This is a genomic window from Acidovorax sp. NCPPB 3576 (assembly GCF_028473605.1).
Taxonomy (GTDB): domain Bacteria; phylum Pseudomonadota; class Gammaproteobacteria; order Burkholderiales; family Burkholderiaceae_C; genus Paracidovorax.
On record NZ_CP097267.1, the window covers coordinates 1,883,277 to 1,910,207 of the forward strand.

The window sequence follows — 26,931 nt, forward strand, 5'->3', positions numbered from 1 at the left end:
GTTCGCCTTTTCTTTTGTCGCCACTGAAAGATCGCACATGTTCGAATCCATCCGCAAGCACTCCAAGATCGTGATGTTCTTGCTGTTCTTGCTGATCATTCCGTCTTTTGTCTTTGTTGGCATCGACCGCAGCTACTTCTCGGGCAAAAGCCCCGTGGTGGCCCGCGTCGATGGCCATGACATCACGCAGGACGAGTGGGACAACGCCCACCGCGCCGAAATGGATCGCATCCGCGCGCAATCTCCTACGGTGGACGCCAAACTGCTCGACACCCCCCAGGCACGCTATGCCACTTTGGAGCGCATGGTGCGGGATCGTGTGCTTCAGACCGCCGCAAAGAAGATGCACCTCATCGCCAGCGACGCGCAACTTGCCCGTACTCTGCAGGGTATTCCTGCCATCGCGAATCTCAAGCGTCCCGATGGCACGCTGGATGCTGAAGCCTATCGTGCCATCGTGGGCGCGCAAGGGCTGACTCCAGAGGGCTTCGAAGCCAACGTGCGCCGCGACCTCTCCGTCAATCAGGTGATGTCGGGGGTGCTCGGTTCGGCATTGAGCAGCAACGCACAGTCCCAGTTGGCGCTGGATGCCTTGTACCAGCGTCGCGAAATCCAGATCGCGCGCTTCAATGCTGCCGACTTCGCAGGGAAGATCGCACCCTCGGACGCTGACCTGGAGGCCTATTACACATCGCATGCCGCGTTGTTCCAGCAGTCCGAGCAGGCCAATGTCGAATATGTGGTGCTGGACACGAACGCAGTCCAGGCCAGCATGGTGGTGAACGACGAAGACTTGCGCACTTACTACAAGCAAAATCTGGAGCGCTTGGCTGGCAAAGAAGAACGCCGTGCCAGCCACATCCTGATCAACGCGAGCAAGGATGCCTCCAAGGCGGATCGTGAGAAGGCCAAGGCCCGAGCAACCGAGTTGCTGGAGCAGGTGCGCAAGGCGCCCGGAACGTTCGCTGAGCTGGCAAAAAAATACTCGCAGGACACCGGTTCTGCAGCCTCTGGCGGGGACCTGGATTTCTTCGGCCGCGGTGCCATGGTCAAGCCCTTTGAAGATGCCGCTTTTTCTATGAAGAAGGGCGATATCAGCAATGTGGTGGAGTCTGACTTTGGCTATCACATCATTTTGCTGACCGACATCAAGGCACCCAAGCAACCCAGCTTTGAACAGTTGCGCCCTACGCTGGAGGCAGAGCTCAAGCAGCAGCAGGCCCAACGCAAGTTTGCCGAAGTGGCCGAAGCCTTCACCAATGGAGTTTACGAACAGGCCGACGGTCTGCAATCCGTCGCAGACAAGTTAAAGCTCAAAGTGCAAACCGCCAACGGCGTGACCCGGACCCCTGCGCCGGGCACGCAAGGTCCGCTGGCCAATCAGCGCTTCCTTGAAGCGCTGTTCTCGCCGGACTCCCTGGAGCACAAGCGGAACACGGAAGCCATCGAAACCGGGCCGAGTGCTTTGGTTGCTGGGCGAATCACAGCGTACACGCCTGCACGTGCATTGCCGCTGCAAGATGTTCGCGCTCGCGTGAAGGATTTGTACGTGGCTGACAAGTCTGCCGAGATGGCTCGCAAGGAAGGGGAGGCAAAGCTGGCGGCCTGGAAGGCAGCGCCTGCGTCGGCCACGGGTCTTGCTCCTGCAGTCACTGTTTCCAGAGATCAGCCGCAGAATTTGCCCCGTGCCGTGATTGATGCCGCGTTGCAATCCAATGTGGATGCGTTGCCTTCATGGGCAGGCGTCAGCCTCGGTTCTCAGGGCTATGCTGTGTTGAAGGTTAACCGCGTGGTGCCGCGTCCTGCCCCTGATGAAGCAGCGAACCGCCAGCAGCATCAGCAATACGCGCAGGCGACGGCTTCTGCGGAAGCGCTTGCCTATTACGAGTTGTTGAAAGACCGCTTCAAGGTCCAGTTCAAGGTGCCGCGTCCGGTGGCCGCAACTGCTGTGGAAAATTGATCGGCATTCCTTCGGATTGTGACTAATTTATGGGTATAATTTGAGGCTACGGTGGCTGTAGCTCAGTTGGTAGAGTCCAGGATTGTGATTCCTGTTGTCGTGGGTTCGAGCCCCATCAGCCACCCCAAATCAGTCAAGCGCTGCAATCGAAAGGTTGCAGCGCTTTTTCTTTTTGCGCGATGTGTTGTCCCAATGTTGTGGGTTGCCGATAGGGTATCGATAAGCTGGGATCGCATAGGTTGGTCGCCTACAAAAACAGTCAGCCCACCTGTTCAGAATGGAGCAAATTCTGAAAGGGCTTGAAATGCACGAGAAACACGCGCAAGAAACAGTTTTCGGGGTTGCCGACGGAGCCACCTACACGGCTGAACTGTGCTTGAGCAAAGCAGGGCACTACTACTTCATGCAGATCCAGGTGGATGGCCACAACCTGCCTGTGACCGAAAGCCATTGGCCTACTCGCGACCAAGCTATGGTCGCTCTCACTGAATATGCGTCCGGTGCCCGAAGGCTGGACGATCCTCCGGTAGTGGGCATCCTCGCAAAAGATTGATCCAATTGCCCTTGGATGCTTTAGCCGCGCTACGGGCTCTACTCAGCCCCTTTTGAAGGCGTTCAGATGTCTTCAAGCAACGAATAAGGCAAGGTGTTCAATACAAATGGAACACCTTCAATGCCGCCCACGCGCAACGACTCGCCCGCAGAGGCAATTTGGAGCGATACCAGAGCATCCATTCCTCCATCAGGGGCCTCAGCGGTTTGCACCACTACACCGCAAGGTTGTTCCGTGTCGCTGGTGGCAAACACTTCCGACCCCACCGTGATCGGCGCGGGCGCATGAACGAGATAAGTGCGTCGTTTCAACGTGCCACGGAATTGGCTGCGAGCTACGATCTCCTGGCCGGGATAGCAGCCCTTCTTAAAGCTCACCCCTCCAAGGGATTCGTAATTCAACATCTGAGGCACGAACAAATCCACCAGGGGCGCAGTCAAGGTTGCCACACCACTCTGTACTTCGCTCCATTCCCATAATCCGGGCGCAAGCAAATTGCCCGCAGGCGCAGGCGCTGTGGATGGAGCAACCCATAAAGCGCGCGGGTGGCCAGCGGCAGGGTAGAGGTGCACAATGGTGGCCAGCTCTCGCATGGCCTTAGACCACGGAGGCAGTAGCACGCCGTCTGTCAGAGCTGTCAACGCCTCGCCTGCCAACCCATAGAGCGCAAAGTCTGCCGTGGCATCAGTCAATCGCGCCTTCGCACGCAGCACGAACATGGACAGCCTTTTGAGGGTAGGGGCCAGAAGGTCGCTGCTACAAATCAGCAGCACTTCCGTGGCACTGCGTTTGAATCCAATAAAACTCGCCTGAACACGTCCTTTGGCAGAAAGGAAAGCGGCCAATCGGGCCTGATCCATGCCCAGCAGCGCGAAGTCCTGTGTCAGCTGGCCATGCAGGAAATTCGCTGCATCTTCCCCCGCTACACGAATCACGCCGAGGTGGGATAGGGGGGCTATGCCGTTCAAGGGATAAGTCATGGCTGAATTATGATGCCCGGTTACTTTCCTACAGGCTGCCAAGGTTGTGCGTCGTTTTCTTGCGTTATTGCTAGTCATTGTTTGCGCTGCGACAGCTGCAGCGGCTTGGTGGTTGCACCAGCCGTTGCCCATTCGCGGCGGCTTGCCATCTTCCCAATCACTCGAGTTGGCGATCGAGCCTGGCACCACGCCCCGGGGCGTCGCGCGCGATGTGGTCGCCGCTGGTGTCGACACCGATCCGCGCTTGCTTTATGCGTGGTTCCGCCTGTCTGGCCAGGATCGTTTGATCAAGGCCGGTAATTACGAACTCCCACCAGGCACCACCCCCCGAGAGTTGCTCCAGAAACTCGTGCGTGGCGAAGAGGCCCTGCGTGCCGTTACTCTGGTGGAGGGGTGGACTTTTCGACAGGTCCGTCAGGCGCTGTCACGCGAAGACCAGTTGAAACCCGATACCAAGGGTCTGGCCGACGATGCCATCATGGCGCGGCTCGATCGCCCAGGCGTCCCGCCAGAGGGTCGTTTTTTCCCCGATACCTACACCTACGCGAAGGGAAGCAGTGATTTGGCCTTGCTACGCCGGGCAATGCACGCCATGGATCGGCGCCTGGAAGCGGCCTGGGCGCAACGATCGGCAGACACGCCTTTGCGAAGCGCTGACGAAGCCCTCGTTCTTGCGAGCATCGTGGAGAAGGAAACGGGCCGTCCTTCCGACCGCGCACAGATCGCCGGTGTCTTCAGCAACCGATTGAAAGCGGGCATGCTGCTTCAAACGGACCCCACGGTGATTTACGGTTTGGGCGAGAAGTTCGATGGCAACCTGCGAAGACGTGATCTGCTAGCGGACACGCCCTGGAACACCTATACCCGCCCGGGCCTGCCCCCTACGCCCATTGCCATGCCTGGGAAAGCGTCTCTGATCGCTGCTGTCCAGCCAGAGAGGACCAACGCTTTGTATTTCGTTGCAAGAGGCGATGGCACCAGCCATTTCAGCCCGACTCTCGACGAGCACAACCGGGCCGTCAACCGCTATCAGCGGAGCCAGCCCTGACCATGCCCAACGAAGCCAGAAAGTCCACCATGGAGCCAGCGGGTCGGTTCATCACATTCGAAGGCATTGACGGTGCGGGAAAGTCATCGCACATCGAGGCTCTGGCCTCGGTCTTTCGGCATCAGGGCCATACCGTCACGGTGACCCGGGAGCCCGGCGGCACCCCGCTGGCGGAGAAGATACGCGCGCTTTTGCTGAATGACGCCATGGATGCTCTCACGGAGTCGTTGCTGGTATTCGCGGGCCGTCGCGACCATCTGAGATGCGTGATCGAGCCTGCATTGGCGAAGGGCGAGGTGGTGCTGTGCGATCGCTTCACCGACGCCACCTTTGCCTATCAAGGCAGTGGACGCGGCTTCGATACCAAATTGCTATCAATATTGGAGCAGATGGCCCAATCTGGTATTGCGCTGGATGCAAAAAAGATGCGTGATCCTGATTTGACGCTGTGGTTCGATCTCGCCCCCGGGGTTGCGGCTGCACGCCTTGCGGATGCACGCGCGCCCGACCGTTTTGAATCCCAGCCTGCCGAGTTTTTCAGCCGGGTACGACAAGGGTACGCCGAGCGTGCATCGGCTGCGACGCATCGTTTTGTGCGCCTGGATGCAGGGAAGGCTCGAGGCGCGGTTTGGTCGCAACTGATCGGCTCGCTCGTGCAGCGGGGCTGGTTGCCAGCGACCGCGGCAGACATTGCTGCGGATGCGCCGTGAGTGGTCTTTCATCAATCGCACCGTGGATCGCGGCGCAGCGCCAGACGCTGCTGGCACAGCGAGGCCATGCATGGCTGCTGAGTGGCCCATCCGGGCTGGGCCAGTATGCGCTGGCGATGGAACTGGTTCGTGCCTGGTTGTGCGACGAGCCCACGGGTGACGGGGCATGCGGTCACTGTGGCAGTTGCCACGCGGTCGACGTCAGAACGCATGCTGATCTGTGCGTACTCATGCCTGAGACGCAAATGATGGAGCGTGCCTGGCCCCTGCCGGAAAAGGCGCAGTCTGAAATCGATGATAAAAAACGCAAGGCAAGCCGCGAGATCCGCGTCGATGCCATGCGGGATGCCGTGCAATTCGCGCAGCGCACATCTGCCCGTGGCCGTGGCAAAGCTGTGCTTGTGTACCCGGCCGAGCAGATGAACAACGTGACGGCCAATGCATTGCTCAAGACGCTGGAGGAGCCTGCGGGCGACGTGCGCTTTGTACTGGCCACCGAGGCGGCGCATCAGTTGCTGCCTACCATCCGCAGCCGCTGCCTCGGTCACTCGATGGTATGGCCCGCAGAATCCGACATGGTGACCTGGCTGGTGCAACAAGGGCTGGAATCCGATGCTGCCAGTGCCTTTCTGCGGGCGTGCGGTGGCCGCCCCGACGACGCGCTGAGCTTGGCCCGCGCTGGACGCAGTCCGCAAGCGTGGTCGCAACTGCCCAAAGCGGTTGCCAGGGGAGATGCCACGGCATTGGCCGACGTTTCTCCGGCCCAGGCAGTGGATACCCTGCAGAAACTTTGCCATGATCTGATGGCGTGTCGGGTCGGTGCCGCGCCACGCTACTTTGTGGCTGCCGATCTGCCGCCGCCGCCGGGTATCGGGCCTTTGAGCCGCTGGGCGAAAGCGCTGGCGAAGGAGGCGCGTACTGCAGATCACCCCTTCAATGCGGGCCTCATGCTCGAAGCGCTTGTTGCCCAAGCGCGAAACACCCTACACTCGCGCCATTGAAGAAGACGCCCCAAGACCATGAGCAGCCCCTCTACCGCGCCCCGTCCCAGCGTCATGCAGCTGGCCATCAAGGAGAAGGCGGCTCTGTATGCGGCTTACATCCCCCTCTTTTCCGAAGGCGGCATCTTTGTGCCTACGCAGCGCGAATACAAGCTCGGTGACGATGTCTATGTGTTATTGACGCTGCCGGAAGACACGCAGCGGTATCCCGTCGCTGGAAGGGTGGCCTGGGTGACGCCCGCCCGGGCTGCCGGCAATCGGACACAGGGTGTCGGCATCCAGTTTCCGAGGGACGAAAAATCCCGCGTTCTCAAGCTCAAGATCGAAGAGCTGCTGGGTACCAGCCTGGGATCGGATCGGCCGACCCAGACCCTCTGAGGGCCCCGCGCCGTTGCCATGCCGACCGTTTGCCGGTCGGCATTTTTGTTTGGATTGCGCATGTTCACAGACTCCCATTGCCATCTCACCTTTCCTGATTTGGCCACCCAACTCCCTGCCATCCGCCAAGCCATGGCCGATGCCGGCGTGGATCGCGCGCTTTGCATCTGCACCACCCTGGAAGAGTTTTCCGACGTGCATGGATTGGCCTTGGCCTACGACAATTTCTGGAGCAGCGTGGGCGTGCATCCCGACAATGAAGGCGTTACCGAACCATCCGAGCAGGACCTGCTCGACCGCGCCGCCTTGCCGAGGGTGATTGCCATCGGCGAAACCGGGCTTGACTATTTCGGCATGGAAGACCGCAAGGGCGGCCGCAGCATCGCCGATCTGGAATGGCAGCGCGATCGGTTCCGCACGCACATCCGGGCTGCTCGCAAGTGTGGCAAGCCATTGGTCATCCACACGCGAAGCGCATCGGACGATACCCTGGCTATCTTGCGCGAAGAGGGCGAAACTGGCGCTGGCAATCGGGCGGGCGGGGTCTTCCACTGCTTTACCGAGACGGCCGAAGTGGCCCGTGCTGCCCTCGATTTGGGCTACTACATCTCGTTTTCCGGCATCGTTACCTTCAAAAGCGCCCAGCACTTGCGTGATGTGGCAGCCTTCGTGCCCTTGGACCGGATGCTCATCGAGACGGACAGCCCTTACCTCGCCCCGGTGCCCTACCGTGGCAAGACCAACAATCCGTCTTATGTTCCCTTCGTGGCGAAGCAGCTGGCCGAAGTCAAAGGGCTGCCGGTGCAGGAAGTGGCGCAGGCCACCAGCCGCAATTTCGACACCCTGTTCTTTTCTGGAGCCACCCCATGATGATGGTCCGCCGCCGAGTGCTGGCTTCGTTCGCTTTGGCCACTGCGGCGCTGTGCGGTGCGTGCGCGCACGCCGGAGCCTACGAGGATTTCTTCACGGCCGTGATGCGCGACGACGATTCCGGCATCACTTCTCTGGTACGTCGGGGCTTCGATCCGAATACGCGCAGCGCCAAGGGCGAGGTCGCGCTGACGCTCGCTTTGAAAGAAGGTTCCATGAGGGCTTTCGCAGCACTGATGGCGGCCAAGGGCATTAAAGTGGAGGAGCGGAACGCCAAGGATGAAAGCCCGTTGATGCTGGCTGCGATCAAAGGCAATATTGAAGCGGCCCGTGCGCTCATTGCCAAGGATGCTGATGTCAATAAAACAGGTTGGACACCGTTGCACTACGCGGCATCCGGCACCACGCCGCAGCAAGCCGTCATCACGTCGCTGCTGCTTGAAAACCATGCCTACATCGATGCTGCCTCGCCCAACGGCACCACGCCGTTGATGATGGCCGTGAGCTATGGCACGGCCGATGTGGCCAAGCTGCTACTGGACGAAGGCGCAGATCCCACGTTGCGCAATCAGATCGGCCTGGGCGCCGCTGACTTTGCGCGCCGGGCCGATCGCAAGGACATGGAAGAACTTGTGGCGGAGGCCGTGCGCCGGCGCCAGCCTCGCCGCGGACAGTGGTAAGCCGGCTAAAAGCTTAAGTCTTGCCTGTGGCGCAGTCTGTGGTCAGTGCCCGGCCGGGCGGGTTTGAAGCCGGGCGTACAGGCCGCCTTGCGCCATCAGTGCAGCATGCGTGCCTTGTTCGGCAATGCGGCCGCGCTCCATCACCACCACGCGATCCGCGTGCTCGATGGTGGACAGCCGGTGCGCGATCACCAGCGTGGTCCGCCCCTGCATGAGGCGTTGCAGCGCGTCCTGTACCAAACGTTCCGACTCCGTATCGAGTGCCGAAGTGGCTTCGTCCAGAATCAGAATCGGCGCGTCCTTGTAGAGCGCCCGGGCGATCGCCAGGCGCTGGCGTTGCCCCCCCGAGAGTTGCGTGGCGTTGTGCCCCACCACCGTGTGCATGCCGGAAGGCAGGGCCGCCACATGCTCCGAGAGGTTGGCAGCCACCAGACATTCCTGCACGCGCTGCTCGTTCACTTCGCCTCCCAAGGCCACGTTGGCCGCCACCGTGTCGTTGAACATCACCACGTCTTGGCTGACCATGGCGAATTGCGACCGCAGGGTTTGCAGGTTCCATTGCGACACGGGATGCCCGTCCAGCAGGACTTGGCCGCTACTCGGTGTGATGAAGCGTGGCAACAGGTTCACCAAGGTGGTTTTGCCGGCGCCAGAAGGGCCCACCAGCGCTACGGTTTCTCCGGGGTGCACGGTCAAATTCACTCGGTCCAAGGCCATGGCCTGCTCATCGCCGAACGCCACGGTGACGTCTTGCAGCGTAATGGCTCCCGTTGTGCGCGCAGGCGCATGGCTGCCTCCTTGTTCTGCCCGCGTGTCTCCCAGCAAGGCCAATCCGCGTTCCAGGGCTGCGACACCGCGAGTCACGGGATTGGCCACGTCGGCCAAGCGTCGGATCGGAGCGATCAGCATGAGCATGGCGGTGATGAAAGCCGCAAAGCCGCCCACCGTCACGTCCCGGTCGCCGCTGGCATGGCTCTGCCAGAGTGCCACGCAGATAACGCCTGACAGCGCCGCTGCCGCGAGCAGTTGGGTGAGGGGGGTCATTGCCGCTGAGGCAATGGTGGCCTTGATGGCCAGGCGCCTCAGGCTTTGGCTCAGAACGCCGAAGCGCCGCGACTGGCTGGGCTGCGCGCCGTGCAGACGAACCATGCGGTGTGCCAGCACGTTTTCCTCCACCACGTAGGCCAACTGGTCCGTTGCTTCCTGGCTGCTCTTGGTGATGTGGTAGAGCCGTCTGGACAACGTCTTCATGATCCAGGCCACCCCTGGCACCACGATGGCAACGATCAGCGTGAGTTGCCAGTTGAGGTAGAGCAAATAACCCAATAGCGCGATCAAAGTGAAGCCATCGCGCGACAGTCCCATCAGGGCTTGAACCAGCAGCGTTGCGCCGGTCTGGACCTCATACACCACCGTGTTGGAAAGGGTGCTGGCCGACTGCCGTGTGAACAGGGCCATCTCCGCCGCGAGCAAGCGGTCGAAAAGCGCTTCGCGCAACTTCATCATGCCTTCGTTGGCGATGCGGGCAAGGGCATATTGACCGACGAACTGTGCCAATCCCCGCACCAGAAACACCCCCATGATGGCCAGCGGGACCATCCACAACTTCAAGGAACCTTCGGTAAAGCCCTGGTCGAGCAATGGCTTGAGCAGGGCAGGAATGAGGGGCTCGGTGACCGCTCCTATCAGCGTGGCCAGTATGGCGAGTATCCACGCGGAGCGCTGGTTGCCGAAGTACACCGAAAGCCGGCGAAGCCTCTCGGTCAGGGTCAGTCGGGTGGTTTGCTCGGAGGCCGGCGGGGTGCGTGGGTCTTGGGCTTGCATGAGGCGCGGATTCTACGTAGGACCGCATCCAAACCTTGCACAGTTTGTCACAGGGGTATCCCACCAGTGTGTAACATCCACGGTCTGTCCACCGGCATTTGCTCGGTATCCGATGGCTGCCAATGACTATTGACCGAAATCCATCCTCCATTCCTGCTGCGGCCCTGCCGCACCTCTCTCGCCGGCACGCTATCACCGCGCTGGTTTCTTCCTCCGCACTGCCTGCACTGGCTCAATTCAGGGTCGAGATCACCGGCGTGGGTTTGACCCAGCTTCCCTTTGCGGTTTCGCCATTTCGTGGTGAGGCGCAGTCTCCCCAAAAAATTTCCGCCATCATCCAGGCCGACCTGGAGCGAAGCGGCCAGTTTCGGGGAGTCGATTCGTCCGGCCCTGCGCTCGATGAAACGTCTCGCCCGGATGTTGCCCTGTGGAAGCAAAAGGGTGCCGAGTCGCTCACGACTGGCAGCGTCACACGCTTGCCCGATGGCCGTTTCGACATCCGCTTTCGCCTGTGGGACGTGGTGCGCGGCCAGGACCTCGGCGGCCAGAGTTTCGTAGTCACGCAGGGCGACCTGCGGCTGGTGGCTCACCGCATCGCTGATTTCATCTACGAAAAGCTCACGGGCCAGCGCGGCGTGTTCTCGACCCGCATCGCGTATGTCACCAAGTCCGGCACGCGCTATAGCCTTTGGGTGGCCGATGCGGACGGCGAGAACGCGCAATCAGCGCTGTCCAGCCCCGAGCCCATCATCTCGCCAGCCTGGTCGCCCAGCGGAGGGCAGTTGGCCTATGTGTCGTTCGAATCGCGCAAGCCGGTTGTCTACGTGCACGACGTGGCGTCGGGCCGGCGCCGTTTGATCGCCAACTTCAGGGGCTCCAACAGCGCGCCCGCGTGGTCGCCTGATGGCCGGACGCTTGCCGTGACGCTGAGCCGCGACGGTGGCTCCCAGCTCTACACCATCGATGCCAATGGCGGCGAGCCGCGTCGGCTCATGCAGAGCACCGGCATCGATACCGAGCCGATGTTCTCCAGCGATGGCCGAAGCATCTACTTCGTAAGCGACCGGGGCGGTGCGCCACAGATCTACAAGGTCGGCACCTCCGGGGGCAACGCCGAGCGCGTGACGTTCACTGGCTCCTACAACATTTCCCCCAGTATCAGCCCCGACGGCAAATGGTTGGCTTATGTTTCCCGCATCGGCGGCGCCTTCAAACTGCATGTCATGGATTTGGCAAACGGCACCGTCACGGCTGTGACCGACACGACGGCGGACGAGAATCCCAGCTTTGCGCCCAATAGCCGCTTGATCGTCTATGCAACGCAGCAACAGGGCCGTGAAGCGCTGATGACGACCACGCTGGACGGCAAGATCAAGGCACGCTTGGCCGGGCAGGGCGGTGACATCCGCGAGCCCGACTGGGGCCCGTTCCAAAAACAGTGAACCAACAAAATTTTTTCGATTTTCGATTTTTGATTATTTGGACTTGAGGAGTATTTCAATGAACCGTTTTCCCTTCAAACGCATTTCCGCCATCGTCATCGCTGCCGCCATCGTGGCCGGCTGCAGTTCCGGCGTGAAGCTGGAAGATGTGCCTGTCGAAGACAAGGGCGCAACGTCCACCATGCCAGGCAATGGTGGTGCCAACCCCAACGGCGCTTCGCAAAGCGGCGTTGCACCGGTGGACCTGAGCCAGTCGGCCCGTGACGGCGCTGGTCCAGTCGGGGTGAGCCGCATCGTGTATTTCGACTACGACAGCTACGCAGTCAAGCCTGAGTTCCAGTCGCTGATCGAACAACATGCTCGCTTCATCAAGGCAGGCCAGAACCGCAAGGTCATGATCGAAGGCCACACCGACGAGCGCGGTGGGCGGGAATACAACCTGGCCCTGGGCCAAAAGCGCGCGGAGGCCGTGCGCCGTTCGCTCGCTTTGCTCGGCGTGTCGGAAGCCCAGATGGAAGCCGTGAGCTTCGGTAAGGAAAAGCCTGCGGCCCAAGGCAGCACGGAAGACGTGTACGCCCAGAATCGCCGCGTTGAGTTGTCTTACCGTTGATGAGCGCGCAGATGGTGGTTCCCCGCAAGGCGCTGGCCGCACTGGCCTTGGCCATATCGGCGGCGTTTGCCCCGGCAAGCCATGCCGCACTGTTCGAGGATGAGGAAGCGCGTCGCGCCATTCTCGAACTGCGCCAGCGCGTGGACACATTGCAGCAGGCCAATCAGCGTGCTGGCGATGATCTACGCCGCTCTGGCGATGAAACCTCGCAGATGCGTCGCAGCCTGCTTGATCTGCAAACGCAGATCGAGACACTGCGTACCGAGCAGGCCAATCTGCGTGGGCAGAACGAGCAGTTGCTGCGGGACGTCTCCGAGTTGCAGCGCCGCCAGAAAGACATCGCTCAGGGGGTGGACGAGCGACTGCGCCAGTTCGAGCCTGCCAAGGTCGCCATGGATGGTCAGGAGTTCCAAGCCGATCCCGCCGAGAAGCGGGATTTCGATGCGGCACTGGCAGTCTTTCGCACCGGCAAGTTTCCGGATGCCGTGAGCGCATTCGGAAATTTCCTGAAGCAGTATCCACGCAGCGGCTATGCGCCTTCAGCCAGGTTCTGGCTGGGCAATGCGCAATACGCCACACGCGACTACAAGGAAGCCATCAACAACTTCAAGGCTTTGCTGGCCGCGGCGCCTGACCATGCACGTGCCCCGGAGGCCGCGTTGTCGATCGCCAACTGCCAGATCGAGTTGAAAGACACGCGCGCCGCCCGCAAGACGCTGGAAGACCTGATCCGCGTCTATCCCCAGTCCGAAGCGGCTGGAGCGGCCAAAGAACGCCTTTCGCGCCTGAAGTGACGGGCACGTTCGAGCCTTCGGCGAAGACCCATTCGCAGGCCCACGCGACGGAGGAGGTCGGCGGCGCCGATCTTCAGCGCCGCTTTGGCGGCCTGGAGCGGCTCTATGGCGTGGACGGCGCTGCACGCATCCGCAGCGCGCATGTGGCCGTGGTGGGCATTGGCGGCGTGGGTTCATGGACTGCGGAAGCGCTGGCCCGCAGCGGTGTCGGGCGCCTCACCTTGATCGACCTGGACCAGGTGGCTGAGTCCAATATCAACCGCCAGATCCATGCCCTGTCCAGCACGGTGGGCCAGGCCAAGGTCGAAGCCATGCGAGACCGCATTGGACAGATCAATCCTGAATGCGAGGTGATCTGCATCGAGGAGTTTGCGGATGCGGACAACTGGCCAGCATTGCTACCGCACCGGGTCGATGCGGTCGTGGATGCCTGTGACCAGGTCAAGACCAAGGCGGTGATCGCTGACTGGGCGATTCGCGGCAAACATCGGCTGGTGGCGGTGGGTGCCGCAGGCGGCAAACGGTTGGCGCACAAGGTGGACATCGACGATCTGTCGAATACCACGCACGATCCGTTGCTCGCCCAGATGCGCTACCGGCTCCGCAAGCACTATGGTGCCGCGAAAGAGGGGCGCCGCATCGGCGTTCAGTGCGTATTCAGCCGGGAAGCGGTGGCACCTCCCCATGCCTCCTGTGATATCGCGGGCGACAGTGATGGTTCGCTCAATTGCCATGGCTACGGCTCGGTGGTGGCTGTGACTGCCACATTTGGCCAGTGTGCCGCTGGTTGGGTTTTGGACATGTTGGCAACCAGCCCTGGGCGATAGATTCGCTCTTAAAAGACGCTATAATTCGAGGCTTTGCTGCGGCGGCTACGGCTGATGTGGCAAATGATGGGACGTTAGCTCAGTTGGTAGAGCAGCGGACTTTTAATCCGTTTGTCGTGGGTTCGACCCCCGCACGTCCCACCAAGTATGCAAAGGCGCTACAGCTATCAAAGTTGTAGCGCCTTTTTTATTCCCACCGTGGGAATTCAACCTAGGCCTGCTGCTGTCCCAACGCCAGCACCTGCCCCGCAGCCAGAAAGCTGGAGCACCTGGCCCGGCGCGTTCGCGACGTCCACGCGCGGGGGACAGAGCGCAAGGACAGCATCTCGCCCCTCGTGTCCGGTGGCGGCGGGGACTTTGGCGGCGGTGGCGCATCGGGCACCTGGGTCTCTGGATCCTCGTGCAGTGACGGCGGATCTTCCGCAACGTGTTCGTCATCCGATTGAAAGAATGCCATGACCATCAAAGTTGCCATCGAACTGGAGGCCGTGAAGATCGGGGCTGCCGTGCGCGCCGCTCTGTAGGAGTTCGCCCAGACCACTGCCATGCAAGCCATGTGAAAGTGGACTGGGTCACGGCGAACACCCTCGACAAGGCCAGCCCTGACCACTACGTCGGGCGCCTTGTCATCGAGGTTGGCGGCCTGTATGTCGAGGCGTGAACAAACCGCGCATCCCCGCTGCCGCCACCCGCATCACCATGGCCCAGGCCACACGGAAGCATGGCTCCGCATCTAGCAGGAAAATTGAACTCCACCTTCCTGCAGTGCAGCATCGAGATAAACCTCGTTGTATCCACGACCCCTCTATATGATCGTCAGTGACGCATCTGGTTAAGAAAATCGGAGGTCATCGCTCGCGAAAGCGCTCTATTTAAGAGGGAGAAACCAATGGCTACTGACGGTTGCTGGGTGCAGTTTTACGACGGTGAGAAAAAGAGCGGCGGAACGAAGCGTTTCGACGGCCCGCTAGACGTGGCGGACCTGAACGACTACACGTTCTCGACCGGCGAAAAGGGAGGCGACGAAACCGATTCCCTTGTACTCGGTTCGCGGGCGTGGATTCAGGTATTCAAAGATGATGATTACGGCGGCAAGACGGCCTATTTCTATCCCAACCAGACGATTGAAGACTTGGACGCGTACGGAATGGGCGGCACTATCGACAGCTTCAAGCTCTACGATTACCAACCGGCGTCCTTTCCTGCACCGACAACGGTGACCTGGGCCGTTGAGGACAACGACGGTGTGGTCTCAGCCTCTACCATCAACAACTTCTTCCGCACGGCTCTCGGCTCGGCGTTGATGCTGGTCCCCGTCGTGGGCGCTGCGCTCAAGACCATGGTGTACGGTCTTTGGCCCGATCCCCGAACCAACAAAGAGCAGGCTTGGGCCAGCTTTCAAAACTACATCAGTCAGGTGGTCGGCACGGTGTATGACCAGCTTATCGATAAAGAGCTCACCATTAAGCTGCAAGGCCTCTACAACGTGATGCGCAACTATGTGGAGTCGACAGAATCGGAGCGTGCAGGAAATTTCACAGCGCTGATTAACACGCTGGATTTCCTGGAGCCGAGTTTTCTTGACGTGGAGGATCCTCAGAAAACCCTCAAGTTTTCTTTGCCCTTCGGCTCGATCATGTTGCTCACCATGCGGGAGGAAATCCTGTTCCATGAGGAAATATTTGGTGACCGGCTTAGCCCTGATGAACGCGCTAAACGAGTACGCCGGTTGCAGGAGAAGATTGATGTATACCAAGCGGCCATCGCCGCAGCACGTGCTGAGCTGCTGGCGCTGCGGGCAACCATGATCAAGCTGCAGGACAATAGCTCGATCACCGTCGATAAGTGGACGCCGTATGACACTTACAGTGGATGGCGAGGTGTGGAGGAATACAGCGGTGGAGCCAAGAGGCGCGCCGAGTACGCGGCAGCCAAGCACACTGAGGTGGTGACAAACGAATTGGCTTGGCAGATCGATCAGAACACCGCTCAGACTCAGCTCTGGAGTTGGACTAATCCCGACAACCTCACACCCATTCGGGCGCCAGAAGTGGTTTTTGTGGAAGGGCCATATGGCGATTTTCAGGAGAGCACGAGGTTCAGCGCGGTAGCGGATGATGGCAAACGGATCACACAGGTGCGAGTGCGAGCGGGTGACCTGATCGATTCGTTGGAGGTGTTTATAGACGGCACTTCCACTGGTGTGCAGGGCCGCACCGGTGATACGAATGCCGCCCCTTTCGAGGTCGCACTGGCCACTGGCCAGAGCATCATTAACTCAAAAGGTCGCTCTTCCACTCTGATCAACGCGTTGGGTTTCACTGCTGATAACGGGCAGAGCTTTCTCGCCGGAAGCCCTGGAAATAGTGGATTCGACTCCCATGCGCCTGAAGGAACGGCCGACGGCCGGCTGGTTGGACTGTCGGGCTACAGCTTAAACGGCACCACCACCGGGTGTAATTTGAAGGTGCTAACTTTCCACTGGTACTGCACGTTGCCATTGCCGGAAAAGCCCGTTCTGCCAAATTGACGCGGCCTTTTCATTCCGACGGGAGCGCGACGTCGCCGCCCACTCCGCAATGCTCAGCTCAGGTGGCCCTGCGGCTCGCGCTGACCTGCCCGGATTCTTCGGTCTACTGATTTCTAGGAAGATGGCTCTGAATCAATGAATATTAGATTCTGCTCAGGACTTTAATCCGTTTGTCGTGAGTTAGACACCCGCACATCCCATCGGAGATAGCAAAGCGCTGCACCCGTTTGGGTTGCGGCGCTTTTTGCTTTGTGGTGGTCGGATTTTCAGGCCTTACATGGCTGCTCGATGGCATTGGTATACAGTATTTGCGCCTTCGCCGAAACTGAAAATGCTCGCGTATGAATGCTGCGATCAGCGGTGTGAAGCGTCTTGCGGCATCAACACGCCGCTCATTAAGAAACCACACCCCCCAGTGATTAGGAAGATGGCCATGACGCACTGCGAAGGCGCGTGAACAAGGCAATGGGCTTCTATCGCATCAACGGAGTATTTGCCCTGGGCCATGCCGTTTCGCAAGCATGACAGGCGTGACCTTTCTTCCATCCTTTTGCATTGTGCATTCAAGTCGGCCATGACGAGAACGAAAGTGCAGCACAAAAAAGGCAGCCCGCACGAGGCGGGCTGAAACTTGCTCAAGAGCAAGAAAGGGAGGTGTCGACAGGGAGTGTCGACAGGTCGATATTAGGTGCTGTTGGCCAGCGTTACGTCCCACTGCATGGAAAGTGCTTTATTGGTGCAGAGCAGCTCGATGTGGCCTGCTTGGGCACGGAGATGGTGCGCGAGCACCCAAGCGCTTGTTGGGCCAATCCAGCCATAGAAACCCTGCCGCTGATCCGTCCAGACAGCCATCAACCAGACTGTTTTGAAGGCGCGTCCGCATGGCTCATCTGTACGCGGGCTTCGGCTTCAAGTTGTGCTTGTTGTGGCTGCAGTGGCAAAAGAGCAGCGTCCATCGGGTCATCCCATGACTGCGACATGCAGGCTTGCCGAAGATCCGCCAATTTGCCTACTGGTTCTTTCCACATCGCGGCCACCTACCGGTTCGCAAGGTACGAGCGCACGGCCTGCGCCGAATGGCCCACGGCTTTGACTGCGGCGCGCAATTCATCTTCGGTGCAGTTCAAAGACTGGGTCCAGTCGCGCACCTCATAGGCTTCGGCCAAGCTGATGAGGTTGCGGTCTTCCGCGATTTTCGTGGAGTCATCCGACATGTCTCGCTCCTGATGATTTGAGAGCGCCCATGCTAGGTCTGCAGCGCTCAAGCGTCGCGTAGGACGAGTGCGGCAGGACGGGGAGCGTCGCGGCGCCTGGCCTGCAGCAGGATCACGGTCTGCGTTGCGGGGCCAGTTGAATGGTTGCAATGCCTTGCGGCGCGTGGCGTGCCGTCAGCCAATGAATCCACAGGCCGCGAAGCCAGGCACCCATGTAGAGGATGCTGACGGCGAAGATGCCCCACTGGCCGGCCGTCCAACTGGCATAGAACCAGAAAGGCTGGCCCAGCATGCCGAAGATGCAGGCCCAGCGCCGCCGCTCTTCGTGGCGTGACTGCGAAAGCCAGGCAGCGGTCGCCCCCAGCAATGCAATGGCGATTTGGTCGAAACCCATGGGCGTGGACAAGGATTGAAAAAGAACAGGCAACAACGCCGATTCATCCCGCCAGATGCACGTCGAAGTACGCGCCTTCCGCTTCGCCCAGTCCCTGGAATGCCGCCTGGCGCGCCGCGGTGCTGGCTTTGCCCCATTGCCGCAGCAAAGTGAGGTCTGCGGGTAGCACGACTTCCGGCGGCGACTCTTCCAGGCTGCGCAACGTGTCCAGCGCGGCGGCGACCTGGGCGGCCGACCCAAACGCCTTTTCCATCGCTTTGGCATAGCGGCGTTCAGCGCTGGCGCGCTCCCGTTCGGGCAAGGTCTCTGGATAGTCGCGCAGGGTGACCGTGTAGATGAGTTCTTCCGTTTCCATGGGGCGCTCCTGTGTTTGATGCTGTATGAATTTACAGTATTTTGGCGCAATTTTCATCCGGGTTTTTGGGCAAACGACTTGGAAGCACTGGTCCTACACCTGCCTTTCGGTACCAGGCCTAGGCTGGCAGCTTCCTTTTCAGGAGCGAAAAAATGGCACACGACAAATTGACGCCCGAGCAGGATCGCCAGCGCGATCAGGGCCACTTCAACCTCTATGGCATGCGGGACGACTCGCGCGGCAGCAGCGAGGTGGATGGTGAAAACCGGGGCGATGGCGCAAGCGCCAGGCGCTTTGGGGCCAGCGGCGACGAGTCCAGTTACGCCAACCGGGCGCCTGAAAACCCTGTGCATGAGGACCCCACCGGCCCGATCGCAGCCGTCGATGCTTCCGGCTCGGCGCGCGGCCTGGGCCTGGACTACGGGGGCGAGGCGCACAAGGCGCCCCGCCTGTCGTCACGGCAGGGAGCAGCGCTGATCGGCGAACTCGATGACCGGAAAAAGACGGAGTAGCACGCTCGCGTTGTTGTCCGCAGCTCGTTGCTGGGTTTTGCCGCGCTGCAACGCGCATCGACAACCCCCCATCGCTGTCGACAGAGCCCTTCCCGAGGTTTCCATTGACCCAATAGAGGCTACCCATGCACGCATCCTCCGTACCCATTCCGACCCCCACTCCACTGCCACCCCTGGACACGCCGCCGCAACCCGCCTGGGCTCCCGTATCGCCGGTCGAAGACCCGCCGCCTGCGGGCGATGAACCCCCGGTGCAGGAGCCGCCTCCGCACCACTGAGGCCGGTTCGCGGGTGGGTCGGCGATGATGGACTGCTGGTTCATTTGGCCGCCACCGCAATAACCACGTCTTTGTTTGCTATATAAATAGTAGCAAATGGCTGTCATCGCGGCCGGTGCGCCATGACCAGTGCATACATGGCCTTGGCAGCGACCGACAAGCTTCTATCCCGCCGGCGAACCAGGTAGATCTGCCGCGTGAGGCCCGGCAGTGTCAGGGCTCGCGTCACCAGCCCCGGCTGGTCGAAGTGGAACAGGGTGAGCGTGGGCACCACGCTGATGCCCAGGCCCGCACGCACCATGCCCATCACGGTGGCGAGCTGTTCCACTTCCATGAGCGTGCTCATTGCCTGTGGATGCAGGGCGGCTTCCAGGTACTGGCGCACGCTGCTGGTTCGCGCCAGGTGCACGAAAGGGAACGCTGCCAGGTCGGCGGGTTGCAGGGCAACGACCTTGCCGCCGCTGCGCCGGCGGCGCGCGAGCGGATGGTCGGCGCGGCACACCAGGTGAAAACCGTCGCTGCTGAACGGCTCGGCCTGCAATTCCGGCGTATCGGCCCGGATGGCGGCCAGCGCGAAGTCGGCCTTGCCCGTGGCCACACGCTCGATGCAGGGTTCCGACAGCACATCGGCAATGTCCAGCTCTATGCCGGGATGGGCTGCGCGATACGCCGCAAGCACGCCCGGCAGCCAGCCCGCCGCCAGGGATGGCAGCAATGCGATCGCCACCCGTCCACGCCGCAGCGTGGCGGTGTCGTGCACCGCGGCGAAAGCGTTGTCGACCTCGGCCCGGATGCGGCGCGCGGATTCCAGAAAATCCTCCCCTTCCGCCGTCAGGTCCACATGGCGCGTGCTGCGGTCGAACAGCCGCAGGCCCATCGCATCTTCCAGCGTGCGGATGAGCGCGCTGAATGCAGGCTGCGAAAGGTGGCAGTGCGCGGCCGCCCGCGTGAAGCTGCGCTGCCCGGCCAGGGCGAGGAAGGCGTCGATCTGTCGCGTGGAGATATTCATTGGAAATTTGGATGAATCAATCTTGATTATCTATTTCACAGAATAACGCGCGGAGCCTACATTGGCCACCAGGAGACAACCATGGCCCCCCCAAAGAACCTGCTGGTCGGCTGCGCCGCCGGCTTTTCGGGCGACCGCACCGATGCCGCCGCACCTGTGGTGCAGGCCCTCATCGCCAGCGGCCAGCCTGCGGTATTGATTTTCGAAACCCTGGCCGAGCGCACCCTGGCCCTGGCCCAGTTGGCGCGCCGTGCCAATCCGGACGCCGGCTACGAGCCGCTGCTCGACGACCTGCTGCGTCCCGTGCTGGCGCAATGCCTGCAGCACGGCATTCGCATCGTGAGCAATTTCGGCGCGGCCAATCCGTCGGGCGCTGCGCGCCGCATCCACCAATTGGCTGAAGCACTGGGTGCCCGCCGCCCGCGCATTGCCGTGGTGCAGGGCGATGACCTGAGCGGAGACGGGCACCGTGCCGTGCTGGCGAAGGCGCTGGGCGCGGCCCTGCCCACCGACCCCATCGTGAGCGCCAATGCGTACATCGGCGCGCAGCCGATCGCGGACGCGCTGCGCGCCGGCGCCGACATCGTGGTGTGCGGCCGCGTGGCGGACCCCTCGCTGGTGCTCGGGCCGGCCTTGGCGCACTTCGGCTGGGCCCCGGACGATTGGGATCGCCTGGCGCGCGCCACCATGGCCGGGCATCTGCTGGAATGCGGCGCGCAGGTCACCGGCGGGTACTTCGCCGACCCGGGCTACAAGGACGTGCCGGGCATGGCGCAACTGGGCTACCCCATCGCCGAGATCGACGCGGACGGCCACTGCACCATCGCCAAGCCCGCGGGCACCGGCGGGCGCATCGACGAGCGCACGGTGAAGGAGCAGTTGCTGTACGAGCTGCACGACCCGGCCGCCTACCTCACGCCCGATGTGGTGGCCGACATCACCACCGCGCGCGTGCTGCCGGCCGGCACCGACCGCGTGCGGCTGGAAGGGGTGAGCGGCCATGCACGGCCACCGTCGCTCAAGGTGAATGTGTGCTTCGAATCCGGCTGGTTCGCCGAGGGCGAGATTTCCTATGCGGGGGCGCGTGCCGAAGCGCGCGCGCGGCTGGCGGGCGAGGTTCTGCGCGAGCGCCTGGCCGGCGTCGCCCCGCTGCGCATCGACCTGATCGGGGTGACCAGCGTGTTCGGCGACGACGCCGGGCATTGGCGGGACGCGGCTGCGGCCGGCGATGCCCGCGATGTGCGCCTGCGTGTGGCGCTGCAGCACCGGGAGCATGCCAGCGCCCAGCGCCTGGTGCGCGAAGTGACGGCGCTTTACTGCTGCGGCCCGGCGGGCGGCGGCGGCGTGCGCACCGCGATGCGCCCGCGCCTGGGCACGGTGTCGTGCCTGGTGCCGCGCGAGTCCGTGGCCGTGGGCCACGTGATGCTGGATTGACGCCGAGCCCCGAGGAACCCGCCATGACCACCGCCATCCCTTCGATCCCCGCATCGGCTGCCGCCCCATCTTCCGATGCTGCCTCCGCTGCAGTGTCTGCCGCGCCCTTGACCGTGCCCCTGTACCGCCTCGCGCACAGCCGCACGGGCGACAAAGGCAACCGCTCCAACATCAGCGTGATCGCCTGGCATCCCGCGCTGTGGGAGGTGCTGACCGCGCAGGTCACCGAGGCCGCCGTGGCGCGCCAGTTCGCGCTGCGCCGGCCCAGCCGCGTCGCGCGCTACCTGCTGCCGAACCTGCACGCCATGAACTTCGTCATCGACGACGTGCTGGACGGCGGCGTGAACGATGCGCTCAACCTCGACAGCCACGGCAAGGCGCTGTCGTTCCTGCTGCTCGACCTGCCCGTCGAGGTGCCTGCCGCACTGGCCGCGCACCTGGCGGGACCGCCCGGGTGACGCTTTTCGAATGCCGCGCCCGGCCATGCGCCGGCCCGCGGTCCTGCATCGCTTTTTCCATAACCACACAGGAGACGACATGAACCCCTTTTCCCCACCCCAGCCTCGCCCCGAACCGCACCGGCATGCCTCGCGCCGCCATGCGCTCGCCGCCACCGCGGCGGCGGTTCTGGGCCTGGCGGTGGCCGGGCCGGCCGCTGCCCAGGTCCCGGCCTATCCGTCCAAGCCCATCACCTTCGTCGTGCCGTTCGCCGCGGGCAGCGCCACCGACCAGCTCGCGCGCGCCATCGGCCAGTCCGTGACCACCGACACCAGGCAGGCGGTGGTGGTGGACAACAAGGCCGGCGCCAGCGGCATGATCGCCGCGCAGGCCGTGGCCAAGGCCGCGCCGGACGGCTACACCGTGCTCATCACCACCAACACCACGCACGCCGCCAACGAGCACCTGTACAAAAAGCTGTCCTATGACCCGGTAAAGGATTTCGTGCCGGTCACCGGCCTGGGCAAGGGTGGGCAGGTGCTGGTGGTGAACGCCGCGGCACCCTACAAGAACGTGGGCGAGCTGATCGCGGCGGCCAAGAAAAGCCCGGGCAAGCTCAGCTTCGGCAGCGGCAGCTCGTCCAGCCGCGTCGCGGGGGAAATGCTCAAGCAACTGGCCGGCGTGGACATCCTGCACGTGCCCTACAAGAGCAACCCCCTGGCCATCACCGACCTGCTGGGCGGGCAGATCGATCTCATGATCACCGACACCTCCACGGGCGTGCCGCAGATCAAGGCCGGCAAGCTGCGCGCGCTGGGCTATTCGACGAAGAAGCGCGGCGCGCAACTGCCCGACGTGCCCACCATCGAGGAGGCCGGCGTGAAGGGCTACGACATGGGCTACTGGTTCGCCGCCTACGTGCCGGCGGGCACGCCGGCCCCCGTGGTGGCGCGGCTCAACGAATTGCTCGGGCAGGCCACCAAGAGCGCGGCGGCCCAGTCTTTCTATGACATGGCGGGCTCCGAGGCCTGGACCACCACGTCCGACGAACTCGCGAAGTTCCAAGCCACCGAAACCCAGAAATGGGGCCAGGTCATCAAGGCCGCGGGCATCCAGCCCGAATAGGTTCTCGACCCCTTCACGGCCCACCGGGCCGCGCCCTGAAGGCGCGCACGTCCCCGCCGCAGCGCACGGCGGGGTGGGCGCAGCCTTGCCCTGCACCGACGACGACACCCAAGAACCTTCCGGAGACAAGACCATGACATTCCCGTCCTTCGCGATTTCCTCGCCGGACCGCCCCCGGCTGCGCGCCATGGCGCCCGTGCTGGCCGCGGCGCTGCTGGCCGCCTGCGGCGGCAGCGATTCCCCTCCCGCGGCCACCGCCCCGCAGATGCGCCTTTCCATCACGGCCACCGAAGATGTCGCAGGCACCTACGGCAGCGTGGGCGCCTACGAGAAACTGACCGGCACCCTGCGCGGCGAGGTCGATCCGGCCGACCCGCGCAATGCGGTGATCCAGGACCTGCAGCTGGCCCCCGTCAACGCGCGCGGCATGGTGGAGTACAGCGCCGACTTCGTGATGCTCAAGCCCAAGGACATGGCCCGCGCCAGCGGCGTGCTGCGCTACGACGCGCCCAACCGCGGCAACATCCTCACGCAGCCCAACCCGGCCGCGACGCCGGGCGATGCGGTGTACTTCGAGCGGGGCTACGTGATGCTGTATTCGGCCTGGCAGGGCGATGTGCCCAAGAGCACGCCCGCACGCCTGACCGTGACGGTGCCCGTGGCCCGGAACCAGGACGGCAGCACCATCACCGGCCCCTACCGCACCGAACTCGTGCCCACGGCCGCCGTGCCTGCCATGGCGCTGCCGGGCGGCGTGTTCAACGGCACCATGATCCCGTACGAGCCCGCCAGCCTGGACAACACCCAGCCCGGCTATTCGCTCACCCGCCGGCGCAACGAGACCGATGCGCGCGAGCCCGTGCCCGCGGGCCAGTGGAAGTTCGCCACCTGCGATGCGGCCGCCAACCCGTTCCCGGGCACGCCCAGCCCGGCCAGCGTGTGCCTGCAGGGCGGCTTCGATCCGCAGTACCTGTACGAGCTGGTCTATGTGGCGAAAGACCCCAAGGTCATGGGCGTGGGCCTGGCGGCGCTGCGCGACACGGTGAGCTTTTTCCGCAGCGCGGCCGCCGATGCCGACGGCCGGGCCAACCCGGTCGCCGGCCGCATCCAGTCCACGCTGGGGCAGGGCACCTCGCAGTCGGGCAACGCGATGAAGACCTTCCTGCACCTGGGCTTCAACCAGTCGCTGCGCGGCGGCAAGGTGTTCGACGGCATGTTCGCCCACGTGGCCGCGCGCCAGACCCACATCAACACGCGCTTCGCCGTGCCGGGCGGCGGCGGTGGGCTGCGCACGGACCACACGGCCTTCGGCCAGACGGCGCCGCGCGGGCTGGACAAGGACTACCGCGACGAGGTGAGCGGCCGGCAAGGCGGCGTGATGAAGCGCTGCGCGGCCACCGACACCTGCCCGAAGTTCTTCCTGGGCCTGTCGGGCACCGAGTTCTGGCAACTGCAGGGCTCGCCGGTGCTGACGGATGCCAACGGCCTGCGCGACCTCGCCCAGCCCGCCAATGCACGCATCTACTACTACGCCAGCACGCAGCACGGCGGCACGGGCGGCACCGAAAGCATCAGCTACGCGCCCACGCGCAATGTCTATCCGGCCGGCACGGTGGTGCACTTCACCGACACCTTCCGAGCGCTGTTCATCGCGCTGGAAGACTGGGTGGTGCGCGGCACCGAGCCGCCGGCCAGCCAGGTGCCCAAGGTGGCCGACGGCACGCTGGTGCCGCCCGCGAAGCTCGTGTATCCGGCCATGCGGGGATTGACCTGGAACGTGGGCGGCACGCCGACCGTCATCCCGGCGTTCGACTACCTCGCGCGCTACAACGGCTTCTCGCTGCTGGACTTCGGGCCGCAGTACGTGCCGCAGGACGAGTCCGGCATCGCCACGCTGCAGCCGCCGCGCGCCCTGGGCCGCGACTACGCCATCTTGGTGCCGCAGGTGGACCCGTCCACCGGCCTGGCCCGCGCCGGCATCCAGAGCGTGGAAGCGCGTGCGCCGCTGGGCACGAGCATCGAGTTCAACTACGTGGCCACACCGGGCATCACCGACCTGTCCAACCTCACCGGCAGCTTCATTCCCTTCCACAAGACGCGCACTGCGCGGCTGGCGGCGGGCGATGCACGGCCCTCGCTGGAAGAGCGGTACGGCACGCAGGCCGGCTATGTGGCCGCGGTCACCCAGGCGGCGGATGCGCTGGTGGCAGGGCGCCTGCTGCTGCGGCGCGATGCGGATGCGCTGGTGGCCAAGGCCAGGGCGTCTTCCGTGCTTCCCTGACGCGGCAGGAGGGTGGGGCAGAGGTTTGAAAGAAAAAGTGCCGATGCCCTAGTACTCATTGCCTCTTTTGCTATTGATTTAATAGCAATCGGTGGCGGCGCCGGTGGACCCGCTCCGGCACAGCGCGCCGGCCAGCGCGCCCACGGTGCGCAGGGCCTCGTCGAACCGCACCGCGGCCGGGTGGCCGCAGTTGATGCGCACGCAATGCGAGAAGCGCCGATCGGTGGAAAAGAGTTGCCCCGGCGCCAGGCTGATGCCCTGGCCCAGCGCCGCACGGTGCAGGGCCAGCGCGTCCACCGGCTGGGGCAGCTCCACCCACAGGAAGTACCCGCCGTCCGGCCGCGACACGCGCGTGCCGGGCGGAAAGTGCTCGGCGATCAGCGCCTGTGCGCGTGCCTGCTGGCGCGCCAGCGTGCCGCGCAACTGGCGCAAATGCCGGTCGTAGCCGCCCTGGTCCAGGTATTCCGACAGCGCCTGCTGCGACGGCGTGGCGGTCGAGAGCGTGGTCATCAGCTTCAACCGCTGCACCGCGCCGGCAAAGCGGCCCGCGGCCACCCAGCCCACTCGGTAGCCGGGCGCCAGGCATTTGCTGAACGAACTGCAGTGCAGCACCTGGCCCCCGGTATCGAAGGCCTTGGCCGGCGGCGGGCGGCGCGGGGCGAAGTGCAGTTCGCCGTACACGTCGTCCTCGATCAGCGGCACGCCGTGGCGGGCCAGCAGCGCCACCAGCGCCTTTTTGCGCTCCTCGGGCAGGGTGCTGCCCAGCGGGTTCTGGAACGTGGGCATCAGCCAGCAGGCCTTGACGGGGTGCGCGTGCAGCGCGCGTTCCAGGGCGCCCAGGTCGATGCCTTCGCGCGGGTGGGTGGTGATCTCCACCGCGCGCAGCCGCAGCCGCTCCAGCGCCTGCAGCGCCGCGTAGAAGGTGGGCGACTCCAGCACCACGATGTCGCCCGGCTGCGTGATGGCCTCCAGGCACAGGTTGAGCGCCTCCATCGCGCCGTTGGTGGTCACGATCTCGGCCGCATCCACCGCCATGCCGTGCAGGCCGTAGCGCAGCGCGATCTGCTGGCGCAGCCGCTCGTCGCCCGGTGCCAGGCTTTGCACGATGGCGGCCGGGTCCAGCCGGCGCATGCCGCTGGACAGGCAGCGCGCCAGACGCGCCAAAGGAAAAAGTTCAGGGCCCGGGAACGCCGACCCGAGCGGCACCAGGTGCGGGTCGCGCGCCGAGCCCAGCACGTCGAACACCAGATCGCTGATCTCCACGCCGCGGGAGCCGTCGTGCGGCGCCGAAGGCTGGGGCTCGGCCGGGACGCGGTCCGTGGCGGACGGCTGCCGGTGGCTCACGTAGTAGCCCGAGCGCGGCCGCGCATGCACCAGTCCCTGCGCCTCCAGCAGGTCGTAGGCCGCGAACACGGTCGAGGGGCTGATGCCCCGGGCGCGGCTGGTCTCCCGCACCGAGGGCATGCGGTCGCCCGCGCGCAGAGCACCGCTGTGGATCAACTGGGCGAGGGCATCGGCATGGCGTTCGTAGCGTTTCATAGGCGGGTGCGTACGGGAAGGAAGGGGCAGTGGCGTGGACGGCGCGCAACTGATCCGTATTTTTAGCGGCAAACTGAATCTGTACTGTTTTGCAGGGCGTGCGTAGAGTCGCACCATGGCAGACCCGCCGCATTCCAACGTCCGA

General features: G+C 63.3%; 26 protein-coding genes and 2 tRNA genes. 21 read left to right on the forward strand and 7 right to left on the reverse strand.

The window, feature by feature from the left end; genetic code table 11:
* Positions 1–37 precede the first annotated feature (37 nt).
* The 3 genes from M5C98_RS08720 to M5C98_RS08730 all read left to right on the forward strand — a co-directional run bounded on the left by M5C98_RS08720 (position 38) and on the right by M5C98_RS08730 (position 2,513).
* The gene (locus M5C98_RS08720; protein ID WP_272552214.1) at positions 38–1,960 is read left to right on the forward strand and encodes a SurA N-terminal domain-containing protein; all 1,923 of its coding nucleotides are present in this window, start codon (positions 38–40) and stop codon (positions 1,958–1,960) included.
* A gap of 51 nt (positions 1,961–2,011) precedes the next feature.
* A tRNA-His gene (locus M5C98_RS08725) sits at positions 2,012–2,087 on the forward strand.
* A gap of 150 nt (positions 2,088–2,237) precedes the next feature.
* Entirely contained in the window at positions 2,238–2,513 is a 276-nt protein-coding gene (locus M5C98_RS08730; RefSeq protein WP_272552215.1) for a hypothetical protein, read from the forward strand.
* A 62-nt stretch (positions 2,514–2,575) separates the two neighbouring features.
* Here M5C98_RS08730 and ygfZ read toward each other — a convergent pair whose 3' ends face one another.
* On the reverse strand, positions 2,576–3,493 hold the full coding sequence (ygfZ, locus tag M5C98_RS08735) for a CAF17-like 4Fe-4S cluster assembly/insertion protein YgfZ (protein ID WP_272552217.1): 918 nt from the start codon (positions 3,491–3,493) through the stop codon (positions 2,576–2,578).
* A 46-nt stretch (positions 3,494–3,539) separates the two neighbouring features.
* On the opposite strand from ygfZ, the gene mltG reads away from it, so the two are divergent.
* From mltG to M5C98_RS08765, 6 genes are read left to right on the forward strand one after another with little or no spacing between them, the layout of a single operon-like run.
* Positions 3,540–4,541: an endolytic transglycosylase MltG gene (mltG, locus tag M5C98_RS08740; RefSeq protein ID WP_272552218.1), complete on the forward strand. Its 1,002-nt coding sequence runs from the start codon at positions 3,540–3,542 to the stop codon at positions 4,539–4,541.
* Between the two features lie 29 nt (positions 4,542–4,570).
* Positions 4,571–5,251, forward strand: a complete 681-nt coding sequence (gene tmk, locus M5C98_RS08745) for a dTMP kinase (protein WP_272553218.1) — start codon at positions 4,571–4,573, stop codon at positions 5,249–5,251.
* Complete coding sequence (locus tag M5C98_RS08750) at positions 5,248–6,252, forward strand: DNA polymerase III subunit delta' (RefSeq protein ID WP_272552219.1); 1,005 nt, start codon at positions 5,248–5,250, stop codon at positions 6,250–6,252. The genes tmk and M5C98_RS08750 overlap by 4 nt, the downstream gene beginning before the upstream one ends.
* A gap of 18 nt (positions 6,253–6,270) precedes the next feature.
* Entirely contained in the window at positions 6,271–6,630 is a 360-nt protein-coding gene (locus tag M5C98_RS08755) for a PilZ domain-containing protein (protein ID WP_272552220.1), read from the forward strand.
* Positions 6,631–6,690: 60 nt separating this feature from the next.
* Entirely contained in the window at positions 6,691–7,500 is an 810-nt protein-coding gene (locus M5C98_RS08760; RefSeq protein ID WP_272552221.1) for a TatD family hydrolase, read from the forward strand.
* On the forward strand, positions 7,497–8,180 hold the full coding sequence (locus tag M5C98_RS08765; protein WP_272552222.1) for an ankyrin repeat domain-containing protein: 684 nt from the start codon (positions 7,497–7,499) through the stop codon (positions 8,178–8,180). Before M5C98_RS08760 ends, M5C98_RS08765 begins: the two co-directional genes overlap by 4 nt.
* 42 nt (positions 8,181–8,222) lie before the next feature.
* Here the strand turns inward: M5C98_RS08765 and msbA are convergent, their stop codons facing one another.
* Positions 8,223–10,004: a lipid A export permease/ATP-binding protein MsbA gene (msbA, locus tag M5C98_RS08770; RefSeq protein ID WP_272552223.1), complete on the reverse strand. Its 1,782-nt coding sequence runs from the start codon at positions 10,002–10,004 to the stop codon at positions 8,223–8,225.
* Between the two features lie 122 nt (positions 10,005–10,126).
* Between msbA and tolB the strand changes: the two genes are divergently transcribed.
* From tolB to M5C98_RS08800, 6 genes are all read left to right on the forward strand, one after another.
* Complete coding sequence (gene tolB, locus M5C98_RS08775) at positions 10,127–11,446, forward strand: Tol-Pal system beta propeller repeat protein TolB (protein WP_272553220.1); 1,320 nt, start codon at positions 10,127–10,129, stop codon at positions 11,444–11,446.
* Between the two features lie 58 nt (positions 11,447–11,504).
* Positions 11,505–12,056: a peptidoglycan-associated lipoprotein Pal gene (gene pal, locus M5C98_RS08780; protein WP_272552224.1), complete on the forward strand. Its 552-nt coding sequence runs from the start codon at positions 11,505–11,507 to the stop codon at positions 12,054–12,056.
* Positions 12,056–12,850, forward strand: coding sequence for a tol-pal system protein YbgF (ybgF, locus tag M5C98_RS08785; protein ID WP_272552226.1), 795 nt, complete (start codon positions 12,056–12,058; stop codon positions 12,848–12,850). The genes pal and ybgF overlap by 1 nt, the downstream gene beginning before the upstream one ends.
* A 92-nt stretch (positions 12,851–12,942) precedes the next feature.
* Positions 12,943–13,677, forward strand: a complete 735-nt coding sequence (locus tag M5C98_RS08790) for a tRNA threonylcarbamoyladenosine dehydratase (protein WP_272553221.1) — start codon at positions 12,943–12,945, stop codon at positions 13,675–13,677.
* Positions 13,678–13,745: 68 nt separating this feature from the next.
* Positions 13,746–13,821: transfer RNA gene (locus tag M5C98_RS08795), tRNA-Lys, on the forward strand.
* Positions 13,822–14,566: 745 nt separating this feature from the next.
* Positions 14,567–16,207 carry a hypothetical protein gene (locus M5C98_RS08800; protein WP_272552228.1) on the forward strand — a complete coding sequence of 547 codons (1,641 nt, stop codon included), beginning with the start codon at positions 14,567–14,569 and terminating at the stop codon, positions 16,205–16,207.
* A gap of 1,037 nt (positions 16,208–17,244) precedes the next feature.
* Here M5C98_RS08800 and M5C98_RS08805 read toward each other — a convergent pair.
* From M5C98_RS08805 to M5C98_RS08815, 3 genes are all read right to left on the reverse strand, one after another.
* The gene (locus M5C98_RS08805; RefSeq protein ID WP_272552229.1) at positions 17,245–17,421 is read right to left on the reverse strand and encodes a DUF3606 domain-containing protein; all 177 of its coding nucleotides are present in this window, start codon (positions 17,419–17,421) and stop codon (positions 17,245–17,247) included.
* Between the two features lie 112 nt (positions 17,422–17,533).
* The gene (locus M5C98_RS08810) at positions 17,534–17,815 is read right to left on the reverse strand and encodes a hypothetical protein (RefSeq protein WP_272552231.1); all 282 of its coding nucleotides are present in this window, start codon (positions 17,813–17,815) and stop codon (positions 17,534–17,536) included.
* A 43-nt stretch (positions 17,816–17,858) separates the two neighbouring features.
* Positions 17,859–18,170: a hypothetical protein gene (locus M5C98_RS08815; RefSeq protein ID WP_272552232.1), complete on the reverse strand. Its 312-nt coding sequence runs from the start codon at positions 18,168–18,170 to the stop codon at positions 17,859–17,861.
* 152 nt (positions 18,171–18,322) lie between these two features.
* On the opposite strand from M5C98_RS08815, the gene M5C98_RS08820 reads away from it, so the two are divergent.
* Positions 18,323–18,682 (forward strand): hypothetical protein, encoded by a 360-nt coding sequence (locus M5C98_RS08820; RefSeq protein WP_272552233.1) that lies wholly within the window; start codon positions 18,323–18,325, stop codon positions 18,680–18,682.
* Between the two features lie 125 nt (positions 18,683–18,807).
* Positions 18,808–18,960: a hypothetical protein gene (locus M5C98_RS08825; RefSeq protein ID WP_272552234.1), complete on the forward strand. Its 153-nt coding sequence runs from the start codon at positions 18,808–18,810 to the stop codon at positions 18,958–18,960.
* A 103-nt stretch (positions 18,961–19,063) separates the two neighbouring features.
* On the opposite strand, the gene M5C98_RS08830 is transcribed toward M5C98_RS08825, so the two are convergent.
* The gene (locus tag M5C98_RS08830) at positions 19,064–19,969 is read right to left on the reverse strand and encodes a LysR family transcriptional regulator (RefSeq protein ID WP_272552235.1); all 906 of its coding nucleotides are present in this window, start codon (positions 19,967–19,969) and stop codon (positions 19,064–19,066) included.
* Positions 19,970–20,050: 81 nt separating this feature from the next.
* Between M5C98_RS08830 and M5C98_RS08835 the strand changes: the two genes are divergently transcribed.
* From M5C98_RS08835 to M5C98_RS08850, 4 genes are all read left to right on the forward strand, one after another.
* On the forward strand, positions 20,051–21,403 hold the full coding sequence (locus M5C98_RS08835) for an acyclic terpene utilization AtuA family protein (RefSeq protein ID WP_272552237.1): 1,353 nt from the start codon (positions 20,051–20,053) through the stop codon (positions 21,401–21,403).
* A gap of 23 nt (positions 21,404–21,426) precedes the next feature.
* A complete protein-coding gene (locus M5C98_RS08840) occupies positions 21,427–21,861 on the forward strand; it encodes an AtuA-related protein (protein ID WP_442867248.1) in 435 nt (144 codons plus the stop codon).
* 79 nt (positions 21,862–21,940) lie between these two features.
* Positions 21,941–22,966, forward strand: coding sequence for a Bug family tripartite tricarboxylate transporter substrate binding protein (locus M5C98_RS08845; RefSeq protein ID WP_272552238.1), 1,026 nt, complete (start codon positions 21,941–21,943; stop codon positions 22,964–22,966).
* A gap of 187 nt (positions 22,967–23,153) precedes the next feature.
* Positions 23,154–25,247, forward strand: coding sequence for an alpha/beta hydrolase domain-containing protein (locus M5C98_RS08850; RefSeq protein ID WP_272553223.1), 2,094 nt, complete (start codon positions 23,154–23,156; stop codon positions 25,245–25,247).
* 78 nt (positions 25,248–25,325) lie between these two features.
* On the opposite strand, the gene M5C98_RS08855 is transcribed toward M5C98_RS08850, so the two are convergent.
* A complete protein-coding gene (locus M5C98_RS08855; protein ID WP_272552239.1) occupies positions 25,326–26,786 on the reverse strand; it encodes an aminotransferase-like domain-containing protein in 1,461 nt (486 codons plus the stop codon).
* Positions 26,787–26,931 lie beyond the last annotated feature (145 nt).

Coding starts and splice junctions, on each gene's coding strand:
- msbA (WP_272552223.1), bottom strand. CDS start 10,004: ATGCAAGCCCAAGACCCACGCACCCCGCCGGCCTCCGAGCAAACCACC.
- M5C98_RS08760 (WP_272552221.1), top strand. CDS start 6,691: ATGTTCACAGACTCCCATTGCCATCTCACCTTTCCTGATTTGGCCACC.
- M5C98_RS08755 (WP_272552220.1), top strand. CDS start 6,271: ATGAGCAGCCCCTCTACCGCGCCCCGTCCCAGCGTCATGCAGCTGGCC.
- M5C98_RS08855 (WP_272552239.1), bottom strand. CDS start 26,786: ATGAAACGCTACGAACGCCATGCCGATGCCCTCGCCCAGTTGATCCAC.
- M5C98_RS08765 (WP_272552222.1), top strand. CDS start 7,497: ATGATGATGGTCCGCCGCCGAGTGCTGGCTTCGTTCGCTTTGGCCACT.
- M5C98_RS08840 (WP_442867248.1), top strand. CDS start 21,427: ATGACCACCGCCATCCCTTCGATCCCCGCATCGGCTGCCGCCCCATCT.
- M5C98_RS08815 (WP_272552232.1), bottom strand. CDS start 18,170: ATGGAAACGGAAGAACTCATCTACACGGTCACCCTGCGCGACTATCCA.
- M5C98_RS08820 (WP_272552233.1), top strand. CDS start 18,323: ATGGCACACGACAAATTGACGCCCGAGCAGGATCGCCAGCGCGATCAG.
- tmk (WP_272553218.1), top strand. CDS start 4,571: ATGGAGCCAGCGGGTCGGTTCATCACATTCGAAGGCATTGACGGTGCG.
- tolB (WP_272553220.1), top strand. CDS start 10,127: ATGACTATTGACCGAAATCCATCCTCCATTCCTGCTGCGGCCCTGCCG.
- M5C98_RS08730 (WP_272552215.1), top strand. CDS start 2,238: ATGGAGCAAATTCTGAAAGGGCTTGAAATGCACGAGAAACACGCGCAA.
- M5C98_RS08845 (WP_272552238.1), top strand. CDS start 21,941: ATGAACCCCTTTTCCCCACCCCAGCCTCGCCCCGAACCGCACCGGCAT.
- M5C98_RS08825 (WP_272552234.1), top strand. CDS start 18,808: ATGCACGCATCCTCCGTACCCATTCCGACCCCCACTCCACTGCCACCC.
- M5C98_RS08830 (WP_272552235.1), bottom strand. CDS start 19,969: ATGAATATCTCCACGCGACAGATCGACGCCTTCCTCGCCCTGGCCGGG.
- M5C98_RS08835 (WP_272552237.1), top strand. CDS start 20,051: ATGGCCCCCCCAAAGAACCTGCTGGTCGGCTGCGCCGCCGGCTTTTCG.
- ybgF (WP_272552226.1), top strand. CDS start 12,056: ATGAGCGCGCAGATGGTGGTTCCCCGCAAGGCGCTGGCCGCACTGGCC.
- M5C98_RS08800 (WP_272552228.1), top strand. CDS start 14,567: ATGGCTACTGACGGTTGCTGGGTGCAGTTTTACGACGGTGAGAAAAAG.
- M5C98_RS08850 (WP_272553223.1), top strand. CDS start 23,154: ATGGCGCCCGTGCTGGCCGCGGCGCTGCTGGCCGCCTGCGGCGGCAGC.
- pal (WP_272552224.1), top strand. CDS start 11,505: ATGAACCGTTTTCCCTTCAAACGCATTTCCGCCATCGTCATCGCTGCC.
- ygfZ (WP_272552217.1), bottom strand. CDS start 3,493: ATGACTTATCCCTTGAACGGCATAGCCCCCCTATCCCACCTCGGCGTG.
- M5C98_RS08805 (WP_272552229.1), bottom strand. CDS start 17,421: ATGTCGGATGACTCCACGAAAATCGCGGAAGACCGCAACCTCATCAGC.
- M5C98_RS08810 (WP_272552231.1), bottom strand. CDS start 17,815: ATGGGTTTCGACCAAATCGCCATTGCATTGCTGGGGGCGACCGCTGCC.
- M5C98_RS08720 (WP_272552214.1), top strand. CDS start 38: ATGTTCGAATCCATCCGCAAGCACTCCAAGATCGTGATGTTCTTGCTG.